General features: G+C 57.6%; 13 protein-coding genes. 7 read left to right on the forward strand and 6 right to left on the reverse strand.

From position 1 onward, the window contains the following. Window positions 1–68 precede the first annotated feature (68 nt). Window positions 69–1,565, forward strand: a complete 1,497-nt coding sequence (gene ansP / locus DFO52_RS02230) for an L-asparagine permease (RefSeq protein ID WP_029740259.1) — start codon at window positions 69–71, stop codon at window positions 1,563–1,565. A gap of 50 nt (window positions 1,566–1,615) precedes the next feature. Here ansP and DFO52_RS02235 read toward each other — a convergent pair whose 3' ends face one another. Then, the gene (locus DFO52_RS02235; protein ID WP_133549153.1) at window positions 1,616–2,677 is read right to left on the reverse strand and encodes a YncE family protein; all 1,062 of its coding nucleotides are present in this window, start codon (window positions 2,675–2,677) and stop codon (window positions 1,616–1,618) included. Window positions 2,678–2,919: 242 nt separating this feature from the next. Between DFO52_RS02235 and pqqU the strand changes: the two genes are divergently transcribed. Next, complete coding sequence (gene pqqU, locus DFO52_RS02240) at window positions 2,920–5,034, forward strand: TonB-dependent receptor PqqU (protein ID WP_133549155.1); 2,115 nt, start codon at window positions 2,920–2,922, stop codon at window positions 5,032–5,034. 119 nt (window positions 5,035–5,153) lie between these two features. Here pqqU and DFO52_RS02245 read toward each other — a convergent pair whose 3' ends face one another. From DFO52_RS02245 to DFO52_RS02255, 3 genes are all read right to left on the reverse strand, one after another. After that, the gene (locus tag DFO52_RS02245) at window positions 5,154–5,822 is read right to left on the reverse strand and encodes a GntR family transcriptional regulator (protein ID WP_023311981.1); all 669 of its coding nucleotides are present in this window, start codon (window positions 5,820–5,822) and stop codon (window positions 5,154–5,156) included. A gap of 255 nt (window positions 5,823–6,077) precedes the next feature. Then, window positions 6,078–7,118: an NADP-dependent oxidoreductase gene (locus DFO52_RS02250; RefSeq protein ID WP_054829639.1), complete on the reverse strand. Its 1,041-nt coding sequence runs from the start codon at window positions 7,116–7,118 to the stop codon at window positions 6,078–6,080. Between the two features lie 65 nt (window positions 7,119–7,183). Continuing rightward, window positions 7,184–7,759, reverse strand: a complete 576-nt coding sequence (locus DFO52_RS02255) for a helix-turn-helix domain-containing protein (RefSeq protein WP_023311983.1) — start codon at window positions 7,757–7,759, stop codon at window positions 7,184–7,186. Between the two features lie 148 nt (window positions 7,760–7,907). Here DFO52_RS02255 and DFO52_RS02260 point away from each other — a divergent pair, with 148 nt between their 5' ends. Both DFO52_RS02260 and DFO52_RS02265 read left to right on the forward strand, forming a co-directional pair. Further along, window positions 7,908–8,426 carry a GNAT family N-acetyltransferase gene (locus DFO52_RS02260; protein ID WP_029741497.1) on the forward strand — a complete coding sequence of 173 codons (519 nt, stop codon included), beginning with the start codon at window positions 7,908–7,910 and terminating at the stop codon, window positions 8,424–8,426. After that, a complete protein-coding gene (locus DFO52_RS02265; RefSeq protein ID WP_047647613.1) occupies window positions 8,423–8,872 on the forward strand; it encodes a DMT family transporter in 450 nt (149 codons plus the stop codon). Before DFO52_RS02260 ends, DFO52_RS02265 begins: the two co-directional genes overlap by 4 nt. A gap of 3 nt (window positions 8,873–8,875) precedes the next feature. On the opposite strand, the gene DFO52_RS02270 is transcribed toward DFO52_RS02265, so the two are convergent. Together DFO52_RS02270 and DFO52_RS02280 are read right to left on the reverse strand one after the other, a co-directional pair. Beyond that, complete coding sequence (locus DFO52_RS02270) at window positions 8,876–9,109, reverse strand: YdcY family protein (RefSeq protein WP_133549157.1); 234 nt, start codon at window positions 9,107–9,109, stop codon at window positions 8,876–8,878. Window positions 9,110–9,205: 96 nt separating this feature from the next. Further along, on the reverse strand, window positions 9,206–10,804 hold the full coding sequence (locus DFO52_RS02280; protein ID WP_059346832.1) for an ABC transporter substrate-binding protein: 1,599 nt from the start codon (window positions 10,802–10,804) through the stop codon (window positions 9,206–9,208). A 283-nt stretch (window positions 10,805–11,087) separates the two neighbouring features. On the opposite strand from DFO52_RS02280, the gene DFO52_RS02285 reads away from it, so the two are divergent. Genes DFO52_RS02285 through DFO52_RS02295 form a run of 3 tightly spaced genes read left to right on the forward strand, consistent with a single transcriptional unit; the run spans window position 11,088 to window position 17,588 of the window. Beyond that, window positions 11,088–12,428 (forward strand): SrfA family protein, encoded by a 1,341-nt coding sequence (locus DFO52_RS02285; protein ID WP_029741500.1) that lies wholly within the window; start codon window positions 11,088–11,090, stop codon window positions 12,426–12,428. A gap of 4 nt (window positions 12,429–12,432) precedes the next feature. After that, window positions 12,433–15,414, forward strand: coding sequence for a virulence factor SrfB (locus tag DFO52_RS02290; protein ID WP_133549159.1), 2,982 nt, complete (start codon window positions 12,433–12,435; stop codon window positions 15,412–15,414). Beyond that, window positions 15,411–17,588, forward strand: a complete 2,178-nt coding sequence (locus DFO52_RS02295) for a virulence factor SrfC family protein (protein ID WP_133549161.1) — start codon at window positions 15,411–15,413, stop codon at window positions 17,586–17,588. Before DFO52_RS02290 ends, DFO52_RS02295 begins: the two co-directional genes overlap by 4 nt. The last annotated feature ends 74 nt before the right edge of the window (window positions 17,589–17,662 follow it).

Consider the following 17,662-nt stretch of genomic DNA (forward strand, 5'->3'; position numbering starts at 1 on the left):
CGTTTGTATTGCGCTCTGCCAGGCAGGACTATCACGATAATGGTTCAGACAGGCAAACAGGTAACTCAATGAAAACAAGCAATAAAAGCGCAGCCGATCATCATGCTGCTAAACGTCGCTGGTTGAACTCCCACGAAGAGGGCTACCACAAAGCGATGGGCAACCGTCAGGTTCAAATGATCGCCATCGGCGGCGCTATCGGAACGGGTCTGTTTTTAGGTGCGGGTGCGCGTCTGCAAATGGCTGGCCCGGCTCTCGCCCTGGTCTATCTGGTGTGCGGGATCTTCTCTTTCTTTATTCTTCGTGCGCTGGGTGAACTGGTACTGCATCGCCCTTCCAGCGGAAGCTTCGTCTCTTACGCCCGTGAATTCCTCGGTGAAAAAGCGGCCTACGTTGCGGGCTGGATGTACTTCGTCAACTGGGCGATGACCGGCATTGTCGATATCACCGCCGTTGCGCTGTATATGCACTACTGGGGCGCGTTCGGCGATGTGCCGCAGTGGGTCTTTGCGCTTGGCGCGCTGGCGATTGTCGGCACCATGAACATGATCGGCGTGAAGTGGTTCGCGGAGATGGAGTTCTGGTTTGCGCTGGTAAAAGTGCTGGCCATCGTGATTTTCCTGGTCGTGGGTACCGTCTTCCTCGGCAGCGGCAAGCCGCTGGACGGCAATGCCACCGGCTTCCACCTGATTACCGATAACGGCGGATTCTTCCCGCACGGTCTGCTGCCTGCGCTGGTCCTGGTTCAGGGCGTGGTGTTCGCCTTCGCCTCCATCGAACTGGTGGGCACCGCAGCAGGTGAATGTAAAGATCCGCAGACCATGGTGCCAAAAGCCATTAACAGCGTGATCTGGCGTATCGGTCTGTTCTACGTCGGTTCCGTGGTGCTGCTGGTTCTGCTGCTCCCGTGGACTGCCTATCAGGCAGGTCAGAGTCCGTTCGTGACCTTCTTCTCTAAGCTGGGCGTGCCATACGTTGGCAGCATCATGAACATCGTGGTTCTGACGGCGGCGCTCTCCAGCCTGAACTCCGGCCTTTACTCTACCGGTCGTATCCTGCGCTCTATGTCGATGGGCGGCTCTGCGCCGAAATTCATGTCGAAGATGAGCAAGCAGCACGTGCCGTACGCCGGTATTCTGGCGACGCTGGTGGTGTACGTATTTGGCGTATTCCTGAACTATCTGGTGCCGTCCCGCGTATTTGAGATCGTTCTGAACGTGGCTGCACTGGGGATTATCGCCTCCTGGGCCTTTATTGTGGTCTGCCAGATGCGTCTGCGCAAAGCGATCAAAGAAGGCAAAGCGGCTGATGTGAGCTTCAAGATGCCGGGCGCACCGGTGACCTCCTGGCTCACCCTGCTGTTCCTGTTCAGCGTGCTGGTGCTGATGGCGTTCGACTACCCGAACGGTACCTACACCATCGCGACCATTCCGCTGCTGGCCGTGCTGCTGATTGCCGGCTGGTTCGGCGTGCGTAAGCGCGTTCACGAGATCCACAGCACCGCGCCGGTTCATCACGACGATGAAAAACACGACGCGCCGCTGGTGGAAGAAACCTCGCGTTAAGCATCCGGTAAGCGTTAAAAAGGGAAGGCAAATGCCTTCCCTTTTTTATCTTACAGCGCGATACGAATAACGTCGTCAGGCTGGGTGGCTTCCTGCTGGCGAGTGGATTTTTGTTTCACCGTCACGTACAGGGTTTTGCCATCCGCAGAGAGCGCCAGGCTGTTCGGATAAACCGGCGTATCGAACGTTTTTGTCACCTTGTAGGTTTTCGCATCAATCACGCTCACCTTACCGGCTTCACGGTGCGTCACATAGGCTTCATTGCGCGTTGGGTTAAACAGGACCGCCAGTGATTCCGGCGCGGCAATTTTCTCCATCACGCTGCCGTCTTTCAGGCTCACCACCAGCACTTCCGGCTGTTTTGAATCGGTCAGGAACGCGCGCTGGCCGGCGGTATCGAGGCTGAGATTCAGGTAGAAGTGCTCTTTACCGTCATCCTGCACTTTTTTACGGCTCAGGATTTTGTTCGTGGTCGTATCAATGGTTACCAGCTCGCCGTCCGCATTCGTGGTGTAGAGGCGTTTTGCCTGCGCATCCAGCGCCAGGCCGGTGCTGTACGTACCGGTATTGGCAATGGTCTCTTTCAGCTTCAGGGTGGCGCCATCCACCACCCAAATCACGCTCTCTTTACCGACACCGGTGATGTAAATCGTGTTGCTCGCGTCATCCGCCACCAGCTGGCGCGGCTGCAGCGGTTTGACGGTTTCACTGCGCTGGCGATTATCGAGCACCAGTCGCCCTTTCACGTCGCCCGTTTTCGCATCGATGGCCGTCACGGCGCCGTTGATGGTGTTGCCAAACCACAGGGTTTGCGTCGCGCCGTTGAGCGTGGCGCCAAAGGGTTTGAGATCGCTGTGAATCGCCTGCGTCACGTCCAGCGTGACCGGATCAAGGCGATAGATAACCCCGCCCTTATCGGTTTTGCGGCTTTGCGAGGTCGCCACCCACAGCGCATTCTCCTGCTGGCTGACCGCCATTTCATACGCCCCTTTGCCCACCGCTTTACGCAGCACCTCTTCGGCGGCATGCACCTGGAACGTCCCGGCAAGCAGTAAAGTGGCAGACAGCAGTGACAGGCTCAGACGCGGCGAGCACAGATGACGTAAAGACATAACAATTCCTTTTCTGAAAAGAGGGGTTTCCGCTGACATCACTTCCGGCAGACAACGTCATGGCATTGCCTTTTGATAATGAGAATAGTAATCATTAATGGACTGAATGTGGAGTTTTTCTTTCGCGCTTCGCCTTTCATTAACGCAATGTGCGGTTATAGTTTTCAAAACATTTACAAAACCTTTAACATGTATGGACATGTTCCATTTGGTTCGTTTATACACCACAACCGGTTTTATTCATGAAAATCATTTCTGCCCGTAAGGCTTCTCTTCCGCTGCTGCTGGTTCCCGTTATTTTCGCGCCGCTAACTGCAATGAGCGCGGAGGAACAGACCATGATCGTCAGCGCCACGCCGCAAACCGTATCGGAACTGGATACCCCGGCCGCGGTCAGCGTCGTCAATGGCGATGACATGCGCCACGCCGCGCCGCGCATCAACCTGTCTGAATCTCTGGGCAGCGTCCCGGGACTGCAAATTCAGAACCGCCAGAACTATGCCCAGGATCTCCAGCTTTCAATGCGCGGGTTTGGTGCCCGCTCAACGTTTGGCGTGCGCGGTATCCGTATGTATGTCGACGGTATCCCTGCCACCATGCCGGACGGACAGGGCCAGACGTCCAACATCGATCTCTCCAGCGTTGAGAGCGTTGAAGTGCTGCGCGGCCCCTTCTCAGCCCTGTACGGCAACGCCTCCGGCGGCGTGATTAACATCAACACCCAGACCGGGCAGCAGCCGCCGACCATTGAAACCAGCAGCTATTACGGCAGCTACGGTACCTGGCGCTACGGCATGAAGGCCACCGGCGCGATGGGTGACGGCACCCACGCGGGCGATGTGGATTACACCGTTTCCACCACCCGTTTCACCACCAAAGGCTACCGCGACCACAGCGGCGCGCGGAAGAACCTCGCTAACGCCAAGCTGGGCGTGCGCATTGACGACGTCAGCAAGCTGACGCTGATTTTTAACAGCGTGGACATGAAGGCCAACGATCCGGGCGGGCTGAGCTATCAGGAGTGGCAGAACAATCCGCGTCAGTCTCCGCGCGGCGATCAGTACAACACCCGCAAGACCATCAAACAGACCCAGGCCGGTCTGCGCTACGATCGTCAGCTCAGCACCCAGGACGACCTCAGCGTGATGATGTACGCCGGCGAGCGTGAAATGACGCAGTACCAGTCGATTCCGTACCAGCCGCAGCTAAAAGCCTCCCACTCCGGCGGCGTGATTGATATGCAGCGTCATTATCAGGGTATCGATACCCGCTGGACGCACCGTGGCGAGCTGCTGGTGCCGGTGACGTTTACTACCGGCCTGAACTACGAAAACCTGAGCGAAGATCGTCGCGGATACGAGAACTTCGTGATGAACAACGGCGTGCCGGATTACGGCGTAAAGGGTGACAAGCGTCGAAACGAACGTAACCTGATGTGGAACGTTGACCCTTACCTGCAAACCAGCTGGCAGCTGACGCAGAAACTGTCGGTGGATGCGGGGGTGCGCTACAGCTCGGTGTGGTTTGATTCCAACGACCATTACGTTACGCCGGGCAACGGTGACGACAGCGGTGACGCGAGCTATCACAAGTGGCTCCCGGCCGGTTCCGTGAAGTATGCGGTGACGGACGGATGGAACCTCTACGCTGCCGCAGGTCGTGGATTCGAAACGCCAACCATCAACGAACTCTCCTATCGTGCCGATAACCAGGGCGGCCTGAACATCGGCCTGCAGCCGTCCACCAACAACACGTATGAAGTGGGCAGCAAAACCCGCATCGGCAATGGCCTGCTGACCGCGGCGCTGTTCCGCACCGATACGGATGATGAGATCGTGGTGGATGCCAGCTCTGGCGGGCGTACCAGCTATAAAAATGCCGGTAAAACCCGTCGTCAGGGGGTGGAAGTCTCCCTCGACCAGCAGTTTGCTGAGAACTGGAAGCTGAAGATGGCATGGACGTATCTGGATGCCACCTACCGGACTAACGTGTGCAGCGACGCAGACTGTAACGGTAATCGTATGCCAGGCATTGCCCGCAACATGGGTTACGCCTCGTTTGGCTGGCAGCCAGAGGAAGGCTGGTACGCGGGCTCAGACGTGCGCTACATGAGCGATATCATGGCCGACGACGAAAATACGGCGAAAGCGCCGTCTTATACGGTGGTCGGGCTGAACACCGGGTACAAATTCAACTACGGCAGCTGGGGCATGGATGTCTTTGGCCGCGTCGATAACCTGTTCGATAAAGAGTACGCGGGCTCGGTTATTGTCAACGAGTCTAACGGTCGTTATTACGAGCCTGCACCAGGCCGCAACTACGGGGTCGGGCTGTCGGTCTCTTATCGCTTCGAGTAAGCGAAAAGAAAAGTTTATTTTATTAATGAAATAACGCTCCTGATGGCAATAAACCATCAGGAGTTATTCACCGGATAAATAATTAGGTGCGGAATATAGTCGCTCTGCTAAATAATCTCTTAGTTAAAATATTGTCGCTGTAAAAGCAAATTCGCTTCATCAATCACCTTATCAATCGCCTTCTGGCAGGCAACAACATCTCTTCGCTCAAGGGCGGAAAGCAGTTCGTCATAGTGATATGTCGAGGCTTTGATGTCGTTAAGCTCCTGATGCAGATAGTTCATACAGGGCCCGATGCGCACCCAGAGCTGCTCAATTAATGCATTAAGCGTTGGCATTTCTGCATACTGATAAAGCGTAAACCGGAAGACGCGATTCGCATGCAATGCCTGCTGGACGTTCCCGTTGCGCATGGCCTCATGAAAGGCATCCGACAATTTGCGCAACGCCTCCAGTTTGCTATCAGACATATTCTGACAGGCGGCGGCGACCGCCATCGGCTCAAGCTGCTTGCGAATGGCGTTAATCTCGTTATAGCGCTCCAGCGTGACCTCCGGAACCAGAAATGCCTGCGCCGGCGTGGCGTGTAACGCCCCTGATGACACCAGGCGCAACAGCGCCTCGCGAACCGGGGTAATACTGGTTCCTAATTTATCGGCGATCTCTTTCGTAATCAGTCGTGCCCCAGGTTTGAGTGAGCCTGTAATTAACGCTCCTTTCAAACTGTGTTCAACTTGCATGGTAAGACTGACCCTTTGGGCTTTTTCTAAGTGGTCCAAATCAAGCATGTTCAATTCCTGTAGCTAAAACTTAATGCTATTTTTAAACGCCAGTTTTAATAAAACGACGCTGGTCCGATATATCCTGTATCGTCATGCCTGGTGGTGGGAAGTACGTAAAAACATCAAAAAAGCAAAATTTGTATTTTTTATTGGTTTCGGGCCCATCCGGGAAGCGGGCGCGAAATGCCATGTCCATTAATTAAAGACAATATATCGTATCTTCACAAATAAATATGGCGGGAAACCCCGCCATAATGCTGTTTATTTATTGTCACTCGCGACGCGAATCACGACTTTGCCGAAGTTACGCCCTTCAAGCAGGCCAATCAGCGCCTCGGGCGCGTTCTCCAGCCCGTCCGTTATCTGTTCACGATAGTGAATTTTGCCCTCCTGCACCCAGCGTCCCATCGCTTCCTGGAACTCCTTAATGCGGTGACCGTAATCCTGGCCGATGATAAAGCCCTGCATACGAATGCGTTTCTTCAGGATGGTCGCCATCAGGAGCGGCAGGCGATCCGGCCCCTCGGGCAGGCCCGTCGCGTTGTAGCCGCTCACCAGGCCGCACACCGGCACGCGCGCGGAGGTATTCAGTAACGGCAGCACGGCGTCAAATACTTTCCCGCCGACGTTTTCATAATAGACGTCAATTCCTTGCGGACAGGCACGTTTCAGCTGTTCGGCAAAATCGGCCGCGTGGTGATCCAGACACAGATCAAACCCGAGGACCTCAACGGCATGGCGGCATTTTTCAGCCCCACCGGCGACCCCGACCACCCGGCAACCTTTGATTTTACCGATCTGCCCGACGGTCGCGCCAACCGGGCCTGTCGCCGCGGCGACCACCAGCGTTTCGCCCGCTTTTGGCTGCCCGATATCCAGCAACCCCATATAGGCGGTAAAGCCCGGCATGCCCAGAATACCCAGCGCCCAGGAAGGATGTGACGGATTTTCGCCCAGCTTCACCAGGCCGCTGCCGTCCGAGAGTTCATATTCCTGCCAGCCGCTGTAGCCCAGCACCCACTCACCCGGTTTGAAATCGGGATGATTCGACTGCTCAACGCGGCTAACCGTTCCCCCCACCATCACCGCGCCCAGCTCAACCGGTGGTGAATAGGATGGCGCATCGCTCATGCGCCCCCGCATGTAAGGGTCCAGCGACAGCCAGACGGTGCGCAGCAAAAGCTGTCCCTCAGCAGGGGCGGGAACAGGCTGCGTTTCGAGACGAAAATTTTCCGCGACCGGCGCACCCTGTGGACGAGAGGCCAGTACCCAGCGGCGATTTTGCGAAACAGGTTGATTCATCGGGATCTCCTTCTGGTACAAATGTCATTACAGCCTGGCTCACGATCGGCGTTATCGCATTAGCATTACGAGGCAGACTGGTTAAGCCGTACAACCAGATAGATGCAGGTTTCATTCGTTTCGTTGATGAACCGGCAGTCATTTGGCGGCCCCAGCTCGAGACAGTCTCCGGCGTGCATTTCGTGGCGCGTATCGCCCTCCTGGAACACCAGCTCGCCGGACTGGAGCCAGATAAGCTGACGAGCCAGCGCGTAAGAAGAGGCAGGCATCGGAACATCGCTGCCCGCGGGCAGTTCAACCTGAACAAGGTCGATGGGCAGATCGGTGCGGGGAGAAACATGGCGGCGGAGGTAGTGCGTCTGCGGATCTCGCCAGACGGGCTGGTTTGCAAGGCGCAGCAGCTTGCCCTCCTGCATTTCGGCCCGGGCAATAAGCGTTGACATGCTGATGCCAAACGCACCAGACAGGCGAGCAAGCAAGGTGGCCGTCGGGCTGCTGTCTCCGCGTTCAATCTTGTGGATCATCGCGCGCGAAACCCCAGCCCGGTCAGCAAGCTCGCTCAGGGACCATCCGCGAGATTCGCGTTCAAGGCGAATTCTTGCGCTAATCCGTTGATTCATCGTGTCTGTTATGGTGTTCATGACGTCATACTATAGTGTATGAACGGCATTTCAATGGGGTTTTGATAACAAAAAAATATGGCTTATGCCGTAGCGATCGGGCGATACGATTGTGTAATATCGTAGGAATAACGTAATACTATAGTGAACAACACACAGAGGGTTAATCATGATCGTTCGTCATGCCAGCAAAGAAGACTGCGCCGCGATAGGAGAAATCTACAATCACGCGGTGCTGCATACTGCCGCGATCTGGAACGATAAAACCGTCGATACCGATAACCGAATCGCGTGGTTTGAGGCGCGCACGCTCGCGGGTTACCCGGTTCTGGTGAGTGAAGAAAACGGCGTTATCACCGGTTACGCCTCTTTCGGCGACTGGCGCGCCTTCGACGGTTTCCGTCATACGGTTGAGCATTCGGTCTACGTCCACCCGGACCATCAGGGCAAAGGCATTGGCCGCACGCTGATGATCGCGCTGATTAACGAGGCCCGCGCCATCGGTAAACACGTAATGGTGGCCGGTATTGAAGCGCAAAACCATGCCTCGATTCACCTCCACGAAACGCTTGGTTTTGTGACAACGGGGCAGATGCCGCAGGTGGGAACCAAGTTTGGCCGCTGGCTGGACTTGACCTTTATGCAGCTGCAGCTGGACGAGCGCAGCGATCCGGACGCCATCCCATGAATCAGTCACTGACGCTGGCGTTTCTGGTGGCGGCGGGAATAGGTCTGGTGGTGCAAAACACCTTAATGGTGCGTATCACCCAGTCCTCCTCCACCATTCTTATCGCGATGCTGCTGAACTCCCTGGTCGGCATTGTGCTGTTTGTCAGCATTCTGCTGCTGAAACAGGGCGTCGCCGGATTCAGCGAGCTGGCCGCAACGGTACGCTGGTGGACGCTTATCCCCGGGCTGCTGGGTTCGTTTTTCGTGTTTGCCAGCATCAGCGGGTATCAGAACGTTGGCGCGGCGACGACTATCGCCGTGCTGGTGGCAAGCCAGCTGATTGGCGGGCTGGTGATGGACGTGCTGAGGAGCAACGGCGTTCCGCTCCGCGCCCTTATTGGCCCGGTATGCGGCGCGGTGATGCTGGTCGTCGGGGCCTGGCTGGTGGCGCGGCGCCAGTTTTGATCGTTACAGTATGGTGCCACCTTTGGTCAGCTGTTCCTCCCGCGCGTCCAACTCCTCTTTATGCTGCTTACCGTGGTGCGAAATCGCGGTACGCAGACGCTGCTGCTGGGTGTAGCGTTCTTCACGGCTGAGCTCTGCGTCATCGCTTAATTCGATCAGCAGTTCATTCATATGGGTGATGACGCCCTCTTCAATAGCGGCATCCACACGGGCGGTAACTTCGTTTAAATGTGACATTGTCACTCCTTGTGAATCGCCGGGTGGCGGCTGCGCCTTACCCGGCCTACAGGGGAAACCGTAGGCCCGGTAAGCGCAGCGCCACCGGGCAACATATTAGTTAAGCTTCGCCTTAGAGAAATCGCTGCCCATCAGGCTGACGCTGTATCCGGTCACGTTGCTGCGGGTTGCATAGAACGTTTTCCCGTTTGCCAGTGCGATCCACGGCGCCTGCTGGTAGAAAATCTCCTGTGCCTGGCCGTAGAGTTTCGCGCGCTCGGCCGGGCTGCTGGTCAGCTTCGCTTTTTGCACCAGAGCATCATAGCCCTTATCGCACCAGCGCGCGGCGTTTGATCCGGTTTTAATACTGTTGCAGCCCAGCAGCACGTCGGCAAAGTTGTCCGGGTCACCGTTATCGGACATCCAGCCAAACAGCGCGGAGTCATGTTCGCCTTTACGCATTCCGGAGAGATATTCGCCCCACTCGTAAGAGACAATTTTGGCCTTCACGCCGACTTTCGCCCAGTCGCTCTGGATCATCTCTGCGATACGGCGCGAGTTCGGGTTATACGGACGCTGAACCGGCATTGACCACAGCGTGACTTCCGCCCCCTTCTCCAGCCCCGCCTGCTTCAGCAGCGCTTTCGCTTTTTCTGGATCGTAGCTGTAGTCCTTCAGGTCTTTATTAAAGCCCAGCATATTTGGCGGGATCGGCGATTTTGCCACCGTACCGGAACCCATAAATACCGCATTGACGATAGCCTTCTTGTCGGTCGCGTAGTTAAGCGCCTGGCGCACCAGCACGTTATCAAACGGTTTTTTCTCGGTGTTGAACGCCAGATAGCCGACGTTCAGCGCATCGACCGAGTGCAGCGTCAGGTCTTTGTTGTTTTTGATCGCGTCAAACTGAACCGGGGACGGCGCAGGAATGATCTGGCACTCGTTGGTCTGCAGCTTCGCCAGACGGGTTTCTACGTTCGGCGTGATGGAGAAGATGAGATGCTTCGTCGGCACCTCGCCTTCCCAGTAGTTCGGGTTAGCGACGTAGCGGATCAGCGAATCCACCTTGTACTGCTGCAGGACATAAGGTCCGGTGCCAATCGGCCAGGTGTCCACGTTTTCTGGCGTGCCTTTTTTCAGCATCGCGTCGGCGTATTCGGCGGAAAGAATCGAGGCGAAATCCATCCCCCAGTCGGCCAGAAACGCGGCGTTTGGCTCGCTGAGGGTGAACTGAACGTGATAGTCGTCGACCTTTTTCACGTCCTGAATCAGCTTATCGAGCCCGACATCGTTAAAGTATTCGTAGTTGCCCTGCGACACGTTGTGATACGGGTGTTTAGGGTCTTTCTGACGCAAAACCGAGAAAATAACGTCATCGGCGTTAAAGTCGCGCGTCGGTTTGAAGTATTTGTTGCTGTTGAACTTCACCCCTTTGCGCAGGGCAAAGGTATAGGTCTTGCCGTCCGGCGAAATTGTCCAGGACTCCGCCAGCGACGGGACCGGGGTGTTTTTCACCGGGTCAAAATTGATCAGGCGATTGTAAAGTACCTGAGAGCTGGCCACAAAAGACGGGCCAGAGCTGGCGATTTGCGGGTTGAAGGACTCGGGGGACGCTTCAGAACAGTAAATAAGGGTGTCGCTGTTTGCCGCCCATGCGGCACCGGCTGGTAACAGCGCGCTCAGCGCAAGGGCGAGCAGTGTTTTCCCTGTAGACATGGTTATAACCCTGACAGTTTTATTATATAAGACAGTAATAACAGCACAGGCGATATGACCTGGCAAATAACGAAACACTATCAGGTTATTCTAAAGCCGCTTTTTTTGCTGTTTTAACAGCCAGCGTCCGAAAAGGTGATTTGCCTTAAGGGCCATTATTCGTCAAGCACAACCGTCACTTTCTATGCCGCAAGAAATCGGTCCTTTTAGCGTCTCTTCCCCCGTTTGGTTGCTTCCTCGTTTCGTTAAAGTAACGGTGTGAAGAAGTATATGGGATCAAATCGTGGCAAAAACTCTTTTACGCAGCGGTAACCTGGATGACTTTCAGGCCGTTGGCGGCGGCGGACAAGCCGTTTTTGAATCAGCGTTACAAATCCGGGAAGCGCTCCGGTTGCGCAAACAACAGGCCATCGTCGACTGTCTGGCTATTCCGCAGGTCAACGACAGCGGTGACCGCGTGGACTGGTATTCCCCTGTTGAAGGGAGCGTAACCAGCTGGAAAGCGGCCGATGAGGATGACCGCTATCGCGCCCTGCGCTATCTGGAAAACACGCTAGCCAGCGTTGAGTCGTTAAGCAAAAAATGCCTCCAGTCTCCCAAAACCGCGCAGCAGCTTTTTGGTTCTCTGCTGTCGAAGGCGTTTCAGTTCCCGGGTGAAAACTTCCTCTTCCTCGTGGACGGAAAGCCGGTCATCAGCTTCTGGGGGTTTGTAAACCTGAACGAAAATGCGCGCGACGATGTTCTCGACTGCCTGCGTGAATCGCTGGTCCCTGAGCCTGCCCCCGTTCTGATTGAAGATCCTGAGCCCGAGCCTGAGCCAGAACCGGTGGTGGCCTTTGAACACGCCGACGAGCCGCTGATCGCCCCTTCCACGGTGGTGCGTATCACGCCGGAAGAACTGTATGAGCCGGAGCCGGCCCCGGCCGTTGCGCAACCCGTTCAGGAACCGGCTGTGCCGATCGTCGCGAAAAAGCGCCGCGTTCCCCTGTGGACGCTGCCGGTTGCCCTCGCGATCGTTGCCGCCATTGCCGCACCGCTGCTGTGGCCAAAACAGTCGCCTTCCGCTGAGCCCGCCCCTGTGCCCGCACCTCAGCCCGTAGAGATTGCGCCAAAGCCGATCAAAGCGGTTGAGCCGCTGGCAATGAAGTTACCGCTGCATCAGGCTGAGGTCCTGGCAAGCAAAGAAAAAGAACCTGCGCCTGCGCCACAGCCCGCCCCGGTAGTGATTGTCGCCATCCCGAAAGATGCCATGGTGATGGAAGCGAATCAGGTGAAAGCGGGATCGACGCGTTTCCTGAACGGCACCTGGCGTGCGGTTCTGGACGTGAAAGATCCGGTTACCGGCAAGCCGCCGTCAATGCGCTATCAGATCCAGAACAATAAAGGCTTCGCCCGGGTTGTCCACGGCGACAACGTTGTCTGCCGCGCGGAGGTCTTCTCCGGCCTGCACAGCAACGGCGAGCTGATGATTAAAAGTCGCGGTACTGCCCGCTGCACCGACGGCTCCCGCTACCCGATGCCGGAGGTTGCCTGTAAAGCAGGCGCCAGCGATATCGCAGAATGTCGCGCCCGTTATGATGCCAATACCGTCGTTCCCCTGACGTTCAAGAAAGCAGGTGCCTGATCCTATGCTGGTTAATCTTTGCGACTATAAACAAAGCGTCACGCTTATTGCCAACAGCGGCGTGCAGTTCCTTGATTTCGGTCTGACGCCGCAGGACACCGCCAGCAACGGGCGCTTCGTACGTAAAACCGCGAACGGCCCGCTGCTGCGGCTCGATTTCGACCTGGTTAACGGGCGCTATACCGTGCCGGGAACGAACGGCGGACAGCCTGAAGTGGTTAAACCGGAAACCACCATCCCGCTGCATCAGTCACTGGCAGTGCTGGACGGCGTCTGGCTTCCGGTTCCGTTCCAGCGCTTCAACCCACCGCGCACCTTTGTTGAGGGGCCGGATAACTGGGCCCGCGTTCAGGTGCGCAGGCTGGATACACCCGATACGGCAGGCAATACGCACCGCGTGACCCTCGCCCTCGACAGCCAGATAGCTGAACACGCCACGTCCGCCCTGTCTCCGGTTGAAAACGATATTCTGAACGGGACCCGATTCGCGCTGGCCTGGCGAGACAATGAGGTTGAAAGTTTCCTCGACCAGACCTGGATCGACGGCTGGCTGCGCGAGGCATTTACCCAGCATGCCGACGGCGTTGAAAACCGCTCAGAACGCGATCTCCAGCAGGCGATGCGCGGGTTTGAATATCAGGCCCACTGGCTCAACCTTATGACCATGCTCGGTGAACAGCTCACCGTGCCGGAAGTGAAATTTGTTACCCATACGCTCAGCACGCCTGCCATTCCGGTCGACCTGATCCTCGACGTGGGCAATACCCACACCTGCGGCGTCATTATTGAAGACCACGGCGATGCGAACGATGGACTGCGACAGACCGCCGAGCTGCAGGTCCGCTCGCTAAGCGAGCCGCAGTTCCTGAATGCGCCGCTGTTCACCAGCCGTCTCGAGTTTTCGGAAGCGCGCTTTGGCAAGCAGCACTTCTCGGTTGAAAGCGGCCGCGAAGACGCCTTTGTCTGGCCGTCGATTGTTCGCGTGGGTGATGAAGCCCGCAAGCTTGCAATGCAGCGTCTGGGGACCGAAGGCAACAGCGGCATCTCCAGCCCGCGTCGCTACCTGTGGGATGAAACGCCGGTCGTACAGGACTGGCGCTTTAGCCAGATGAACAGCAAAACCCAGCGTGAGCCGCTTGCCACCGCGTTTCCGCTGATGAACCTGATGAACGATGACGGCGAGCCGCTCTTCACGCTGCCGCAGGACGAGCGGCTGCCGGTCTTCTCGCCGCAGTACAGCCGCAGTACGCTGATGACGCACATGCTGTGCGAGCTGCTGGCGCAGGCGCTGGGGCAGATCAACAGCGTCGCCACCCGCCTGCGTCTGGGCTTCCCGGCATCGCCGCGCCAGCTGCGCACCCTGATCCTGACCCTGCCCTCGGCCATGCCAAAGCAGGAGCGCGAGATTTTCCGTCGCCGCATGTTTGAAGCCATTGCCATCGTCTGGAAAGCGATGGGCTGGCACCCGCAGGATGAGGATTTTGTCACCCGCAAACAGCAGGATAAAAGCGTGGTGCCGGTTCCTGAAATCCAGATGGAGTGGGATGAAGCCAGCTGCGGTCAACTGGTCTGGCTGTATAACGAAGCGATCTCCCGCTTTGGCGGTCAGACCGAAGCCTTCTTCGCCTCCCTGGCCCGCCCGGACCGTGAGCCTGAGCCGGGTAGCCAGCCGGGCCGCGCGCTGCGCGTCGCGTCCATCGACATCGGCGGCGGTACAACGGATATGGCGATCACCCATTATCAGCTGGATGACGGTTCCGGCAATAACGTCAAAATCACCCCGCAGCTGCTGTTCCGTGAAGGCTTTAAAGTCGCGGGCGACGACACGCTTCTGGACGTCATTCAGCGCTACGTGTTGCCCGCGCTGCAAACGCAGCTGCAGAAATCCGGTATCGCGGACGCTTCGCTGCTTATGGCGTCGCTATTCGGTGACTCCGGGCGCATCGATACCCAGGCCGTACTCCGTCAGCAAACGGCGCTTCAGCTCTTTATGCCGATTGGCCACGCTATTCTTGCCGCGTGGGAATCGAGCGACGTTGACGATCCGCTGGCCGGTCTGCATGCCACCTTTGGCGATCTCCTGCCGCAGAAACCGACCCGTAACGTCATGAATTACCTGCAGCAGGCGATCGATCATGCCCTGCCTGCGGGTTCAGACGCTTTTGACCTGTTCGCGGTGCCGCTGCACGTGAATTTCCGCGAAATGCAGGATGCGATGCTGGCCGGGCAGTTTACGCTGGCCTCGCCGCTTCACGCGGTGTGCGAGGCGATATCCCATTACAGCTGCGATATTCTGCTGATCACCGGACGCCCCGGCTGCCTGCCTGGCGTTCAGGCGCTCATTCGCCATCTGCAGCCGGTGCCGGTCAACCGCATCGTCTGGCTGGATAAATACCAGGTGCACGAGTGGTATCCGTTCAGCCAGCAGGGGCGCATTGGCAACCCGAAATCGACGGCCGCCGTGGGGGCCATGCTCTGCAGCCTGGCGCTCGACCTGCGTCTGCCGCGCTTCAACTTTAAAGCCGCGGACATTGGCGCGTATTCCACCGTACGGTATCTCGGCGTGCTGGATAACACCGTTAATACCCTGCGCGAAGAAAACGTCTGGTATCAGGATATCGACCTCGATAAGCCGGGCGCGAAGCTCGACGCGCGTCTGCACTTCCCGCTGCGCGGTAACGTCACCCTCGGCTTCCGCCAGCTGGCGAACGCGCGCTGGCCTGCCACGCCGCTCTACACGCTCAGCATCAACTCGGCTGAACTGGCGAAAGCCATTGCCGGTGACGGCGTGCTGAACGTGCGGCTGAAGCTCTGCGGCGGCAGCAAGCAGGAAGGCCCTGAGGCCTTCGAGCTGAGCGATGCCTGGCTGCAGGACGGCACGCCGGTTGCCCCTGACGCATTAACCTTCAAACTGAATACTTTGGCCGATCGCCGACACAGCGGTAGCCACTACTGGATTGACAGCGGGAGCGTATACCTGAAATGACAGCGACGACGACCACCACTCAGGCCTTAATCGGGTGGATTAATGAGACGCGCCTGAACGCCCCTGTGCTGGATAACGATGCTGACGCCCTGCTTGCTCGCATCAACGCGGCGCAGGCGCGGGAGCAGGCCATTGAACGCGCCATGACGCGCCAGAGCAGCATTGGGCTTTACGGTCATTCGCAGAGCGCGAAAGCCCATCTGCTGTTATCCCTGTGCGGCAGCGGTAATGGACGCCTGAACGTGACGCCGGGCCAGCGCACCTTTGACTATTTTTCGCATATCAATCCGGGACATGCCCTGACCAACATGGCCGTCCGCTTCACCCGGGAAAGCCCGGAGGTGGCGGATGAGGCGTTCCCGCTGCGTCTGAGCCTTGTCACCGAGGCCGAGCTGGTACAGCTGTTTATTGCCCGCACAACGCTGCATCCGCAGATGCGCGCGGTAGAAAAGGCGGTCATTGAGACACGTCTGGAGAAATGGCGCGGGCTGCGCCAGCCGCAGGGCGTGCCCGGTATCACGGCTCAGGAAGTGGGTGCGATTGCCCGCTTCTGGCAAAGCACCGTACCCGCCGCGAAACAGCAAATTGATGATGCCCTGTGGCATGAGTTCGCCCGGCTGGTGCCTTCTCTCGATCTCAGCACGCGGGCCAGCGTCTGGTCGCTGCTGTGGGGCGAGCAGCAGGAGTTGACCCAGCAGTGGTTAAAACTGGCCCATGTGCTGCACCAGACCAGCCATGCCGGCGAGCTTGCTGCTCCGCTTAGCCTGCTGGTGGACAGCTTTGGCCTGCCGGGTGAAGGGTTCCTGACGCACGACGGCACGTTAGATCTTCAGGACGCGCAGGAGACGCTGCTTCATCCGCTGAACAGCGGTGAAATGCTAAACGCCATCAGCATCCCCGTCGACGTGCTGGCCTTCTTGACCCGCGAGCTGGTGCTGCCGGTTGAGAACGGCGCGCTGGATAACGTCGATATTATTGATATTCCGGTTTTTGAAGATAACCGTGCCGACCCGCTACGCCAGGCGAAGTCCCAGTGGCTGCTCGAGCATTACCGTCAGCAGCTTCAGCCGGATGTGCTGGTGATTTGCAATGCGACGGCGCAGCACGAGCAGACGGCCAAAAAAGCAAAAGTGTTGATGAACTGGGTCAAGGAGACGCAGCCTGCTGAAGAATCTGCCCTGCCCGGCCTGGTATGGGCGATTACCCCACACGATGCCCGCTTTACCACCCGACAGAATCTCGATGAAGCCGTACAGCATCTGCTCGGAAAGCCGGGTTTACGCTGGGGCACGCTTCAGGCGCTGGACAGCCACAGCATGCAGCGCGTCATCGAATGGCTGTCTCAGGCCACGCTGCCCGCCCAGCGACAGAAGCGTCTCAGCACGCTGAAAGGCTTGCTGCGACAGGAGCTCTCATCGCTGATGCAGAGCTATCTGGCACCGCTGGTTGAAGAACCGGGGACAAGGCGTGTTCAGGCCGAAAACATGGTGCGCACGCTGCAAAACAGCGCCGCCCGCCACGGCGAACTGCTTGAAGGCCTCCTGCCGCCGCTGAAAGCCTTTGAAACGCTGCTCGCCGTTCAGCAGCCGCGCGAGGAGCACGTGAACGGGCTGTTTACGGACACTATTGACCTGTTTGCCGAGAATACCCAGGAAAGCACCGGCCTGTTCCAGACAAAAGACAAAGCGCGTCTGGCGCACAGAGTCTGGATAAATCATCTGCGTCAGTGGAGCCGCAATGGGGCCACGGCCGCGCGCCTTGGGCTGGAGCCTGCGGTGTTACAGCAAATCGCGGATGTGCTGGTGGTCACCAGCTACCGGCTCGATCTGCCTCAACAGCTTCAGCGTATCGTCGAAGCGGATAAAAGCAGCGCTGCACAGCTGCATGCCGTGATGGGCAATTTCATTGGCTGGCTGGGTTACGACCAGACGCCCGTGGCGGTACGTCCGGCAAGCCGCATCCGCAAGGGGCAGGCAATCTTCGTTACGCCAGTGGTCAGCAGCGCCGAGCCTCGCTTGACGCGACTGGGAGAACAGCCTGTGCATGCGGCCACCGCGTACGTATACGACTGGCTGGTCGCACTCTATAGCCGCGCGATAGAGAACATTGATTACCAGCATCCGCATGATGTTCAGCCCGGTGCGCGTCAGGCCTTACACGCGTTATTACGCTGAACGCTAATTAACAATGTAGCCGCATTTCTTGCCGGGTGGCGCTGCCGCTTACCCGGCCTACATTCTTCATCGTT

Origin of the sequence: Enterobacter sp. AG326, assembly GCF_004362415.1 — a bacterium.
Lineage (GTDB): Bacteria > Pseudomonadota > Gammaproteobacteria > Enterobacterales > Enterobacteriaceae > Enterobacter > Enterobacter asburiae.

Bases quoted from the DNA above. Each gene is read 5' to 3' on its own strand.
- ansP (WP_029740259.1), top strand. From the start codon at position 69: ATGAAAACAAGCAATAAAAGCGCAGCCGATCATCATGCTGCTAAACGT.
- DFO52_RS02235 (WP_133549153.1), bottom strand. From the start codon at position 2,677: ATGTCTTTACGTCATCTGTGCTCGCCGCGTCTGAGCCTGTCACTGCTG.
- pqqU (WP_133549155.1), top strand. From the start codon at position 2,920: ATGAAAATCATTTCTGCCCGTAAGGCTTCTCTTCCGCTGCTGCTGGTT.
- DFO52_RS02245 (WP_023311981.1), bottom strand. From the start codon at position 5,822: ATGCTTGATTTGGACCACTTAGAAAAAGCCCAAAGGGTCAGTCTTACC.
- DFO52_RS02250 (WP_054829639.1), bottom strand. From the start codon at position 7,118: ATGAATCAACCTGTTTCGCAAAATCGCCGCTGGGTACTGGCCTCTCGT.
- DFO52_RS02255 (WP_023311983.1), bottom strand. From the start codon at position 7,759: ATGAACACCATAACAGACACGATGAATCAACGGATTAGCGCAAGAATT.
- DFO52_RS02260 (WP_029741497.1), top strand. From the start codon at position 7,908: ATGATCGTTCGTCATGCCAGCAAAGAAGACTGCGCCGCGATAGGAGAA.
- DFO52_RS02265 (WP_047647613.1), top strand. From the start codon at position 8,423: ATGAATCAGTCACTGACGCTGGCGTTTCTGGTGGCGGCGGGAATAGGT.
- DFO52_RS02270 (WP_133549157.1), bottom strand. From the start codon at position 9,109: ATGTCACATTTAAACGAAGTTACCGCCCGTGTGGATGCCGCTATTGAA.
- DFO52_RS02280 (WP_059346832.1), bottom strand. From the start codon at position 10,804: ATGTCTACAGGGAAAACACTGCTCGCCCTTGCGCTGAGCGCGCTGTTA.
- DFO52_RS02290 (WP_133549159.1), top strand. From the start codon at position 12,433: ATGCTGGTTAATCTTTGCGACTATAAACAAAGCGTCACGCTTATTGCC.
- DFO52_RS02295 (WP_133549161.1), top strand. From the start codon at position 15,411: ATGACAGCGACGACGACCACCACTCAGGCCTTAATCGGGTGGATTAAT.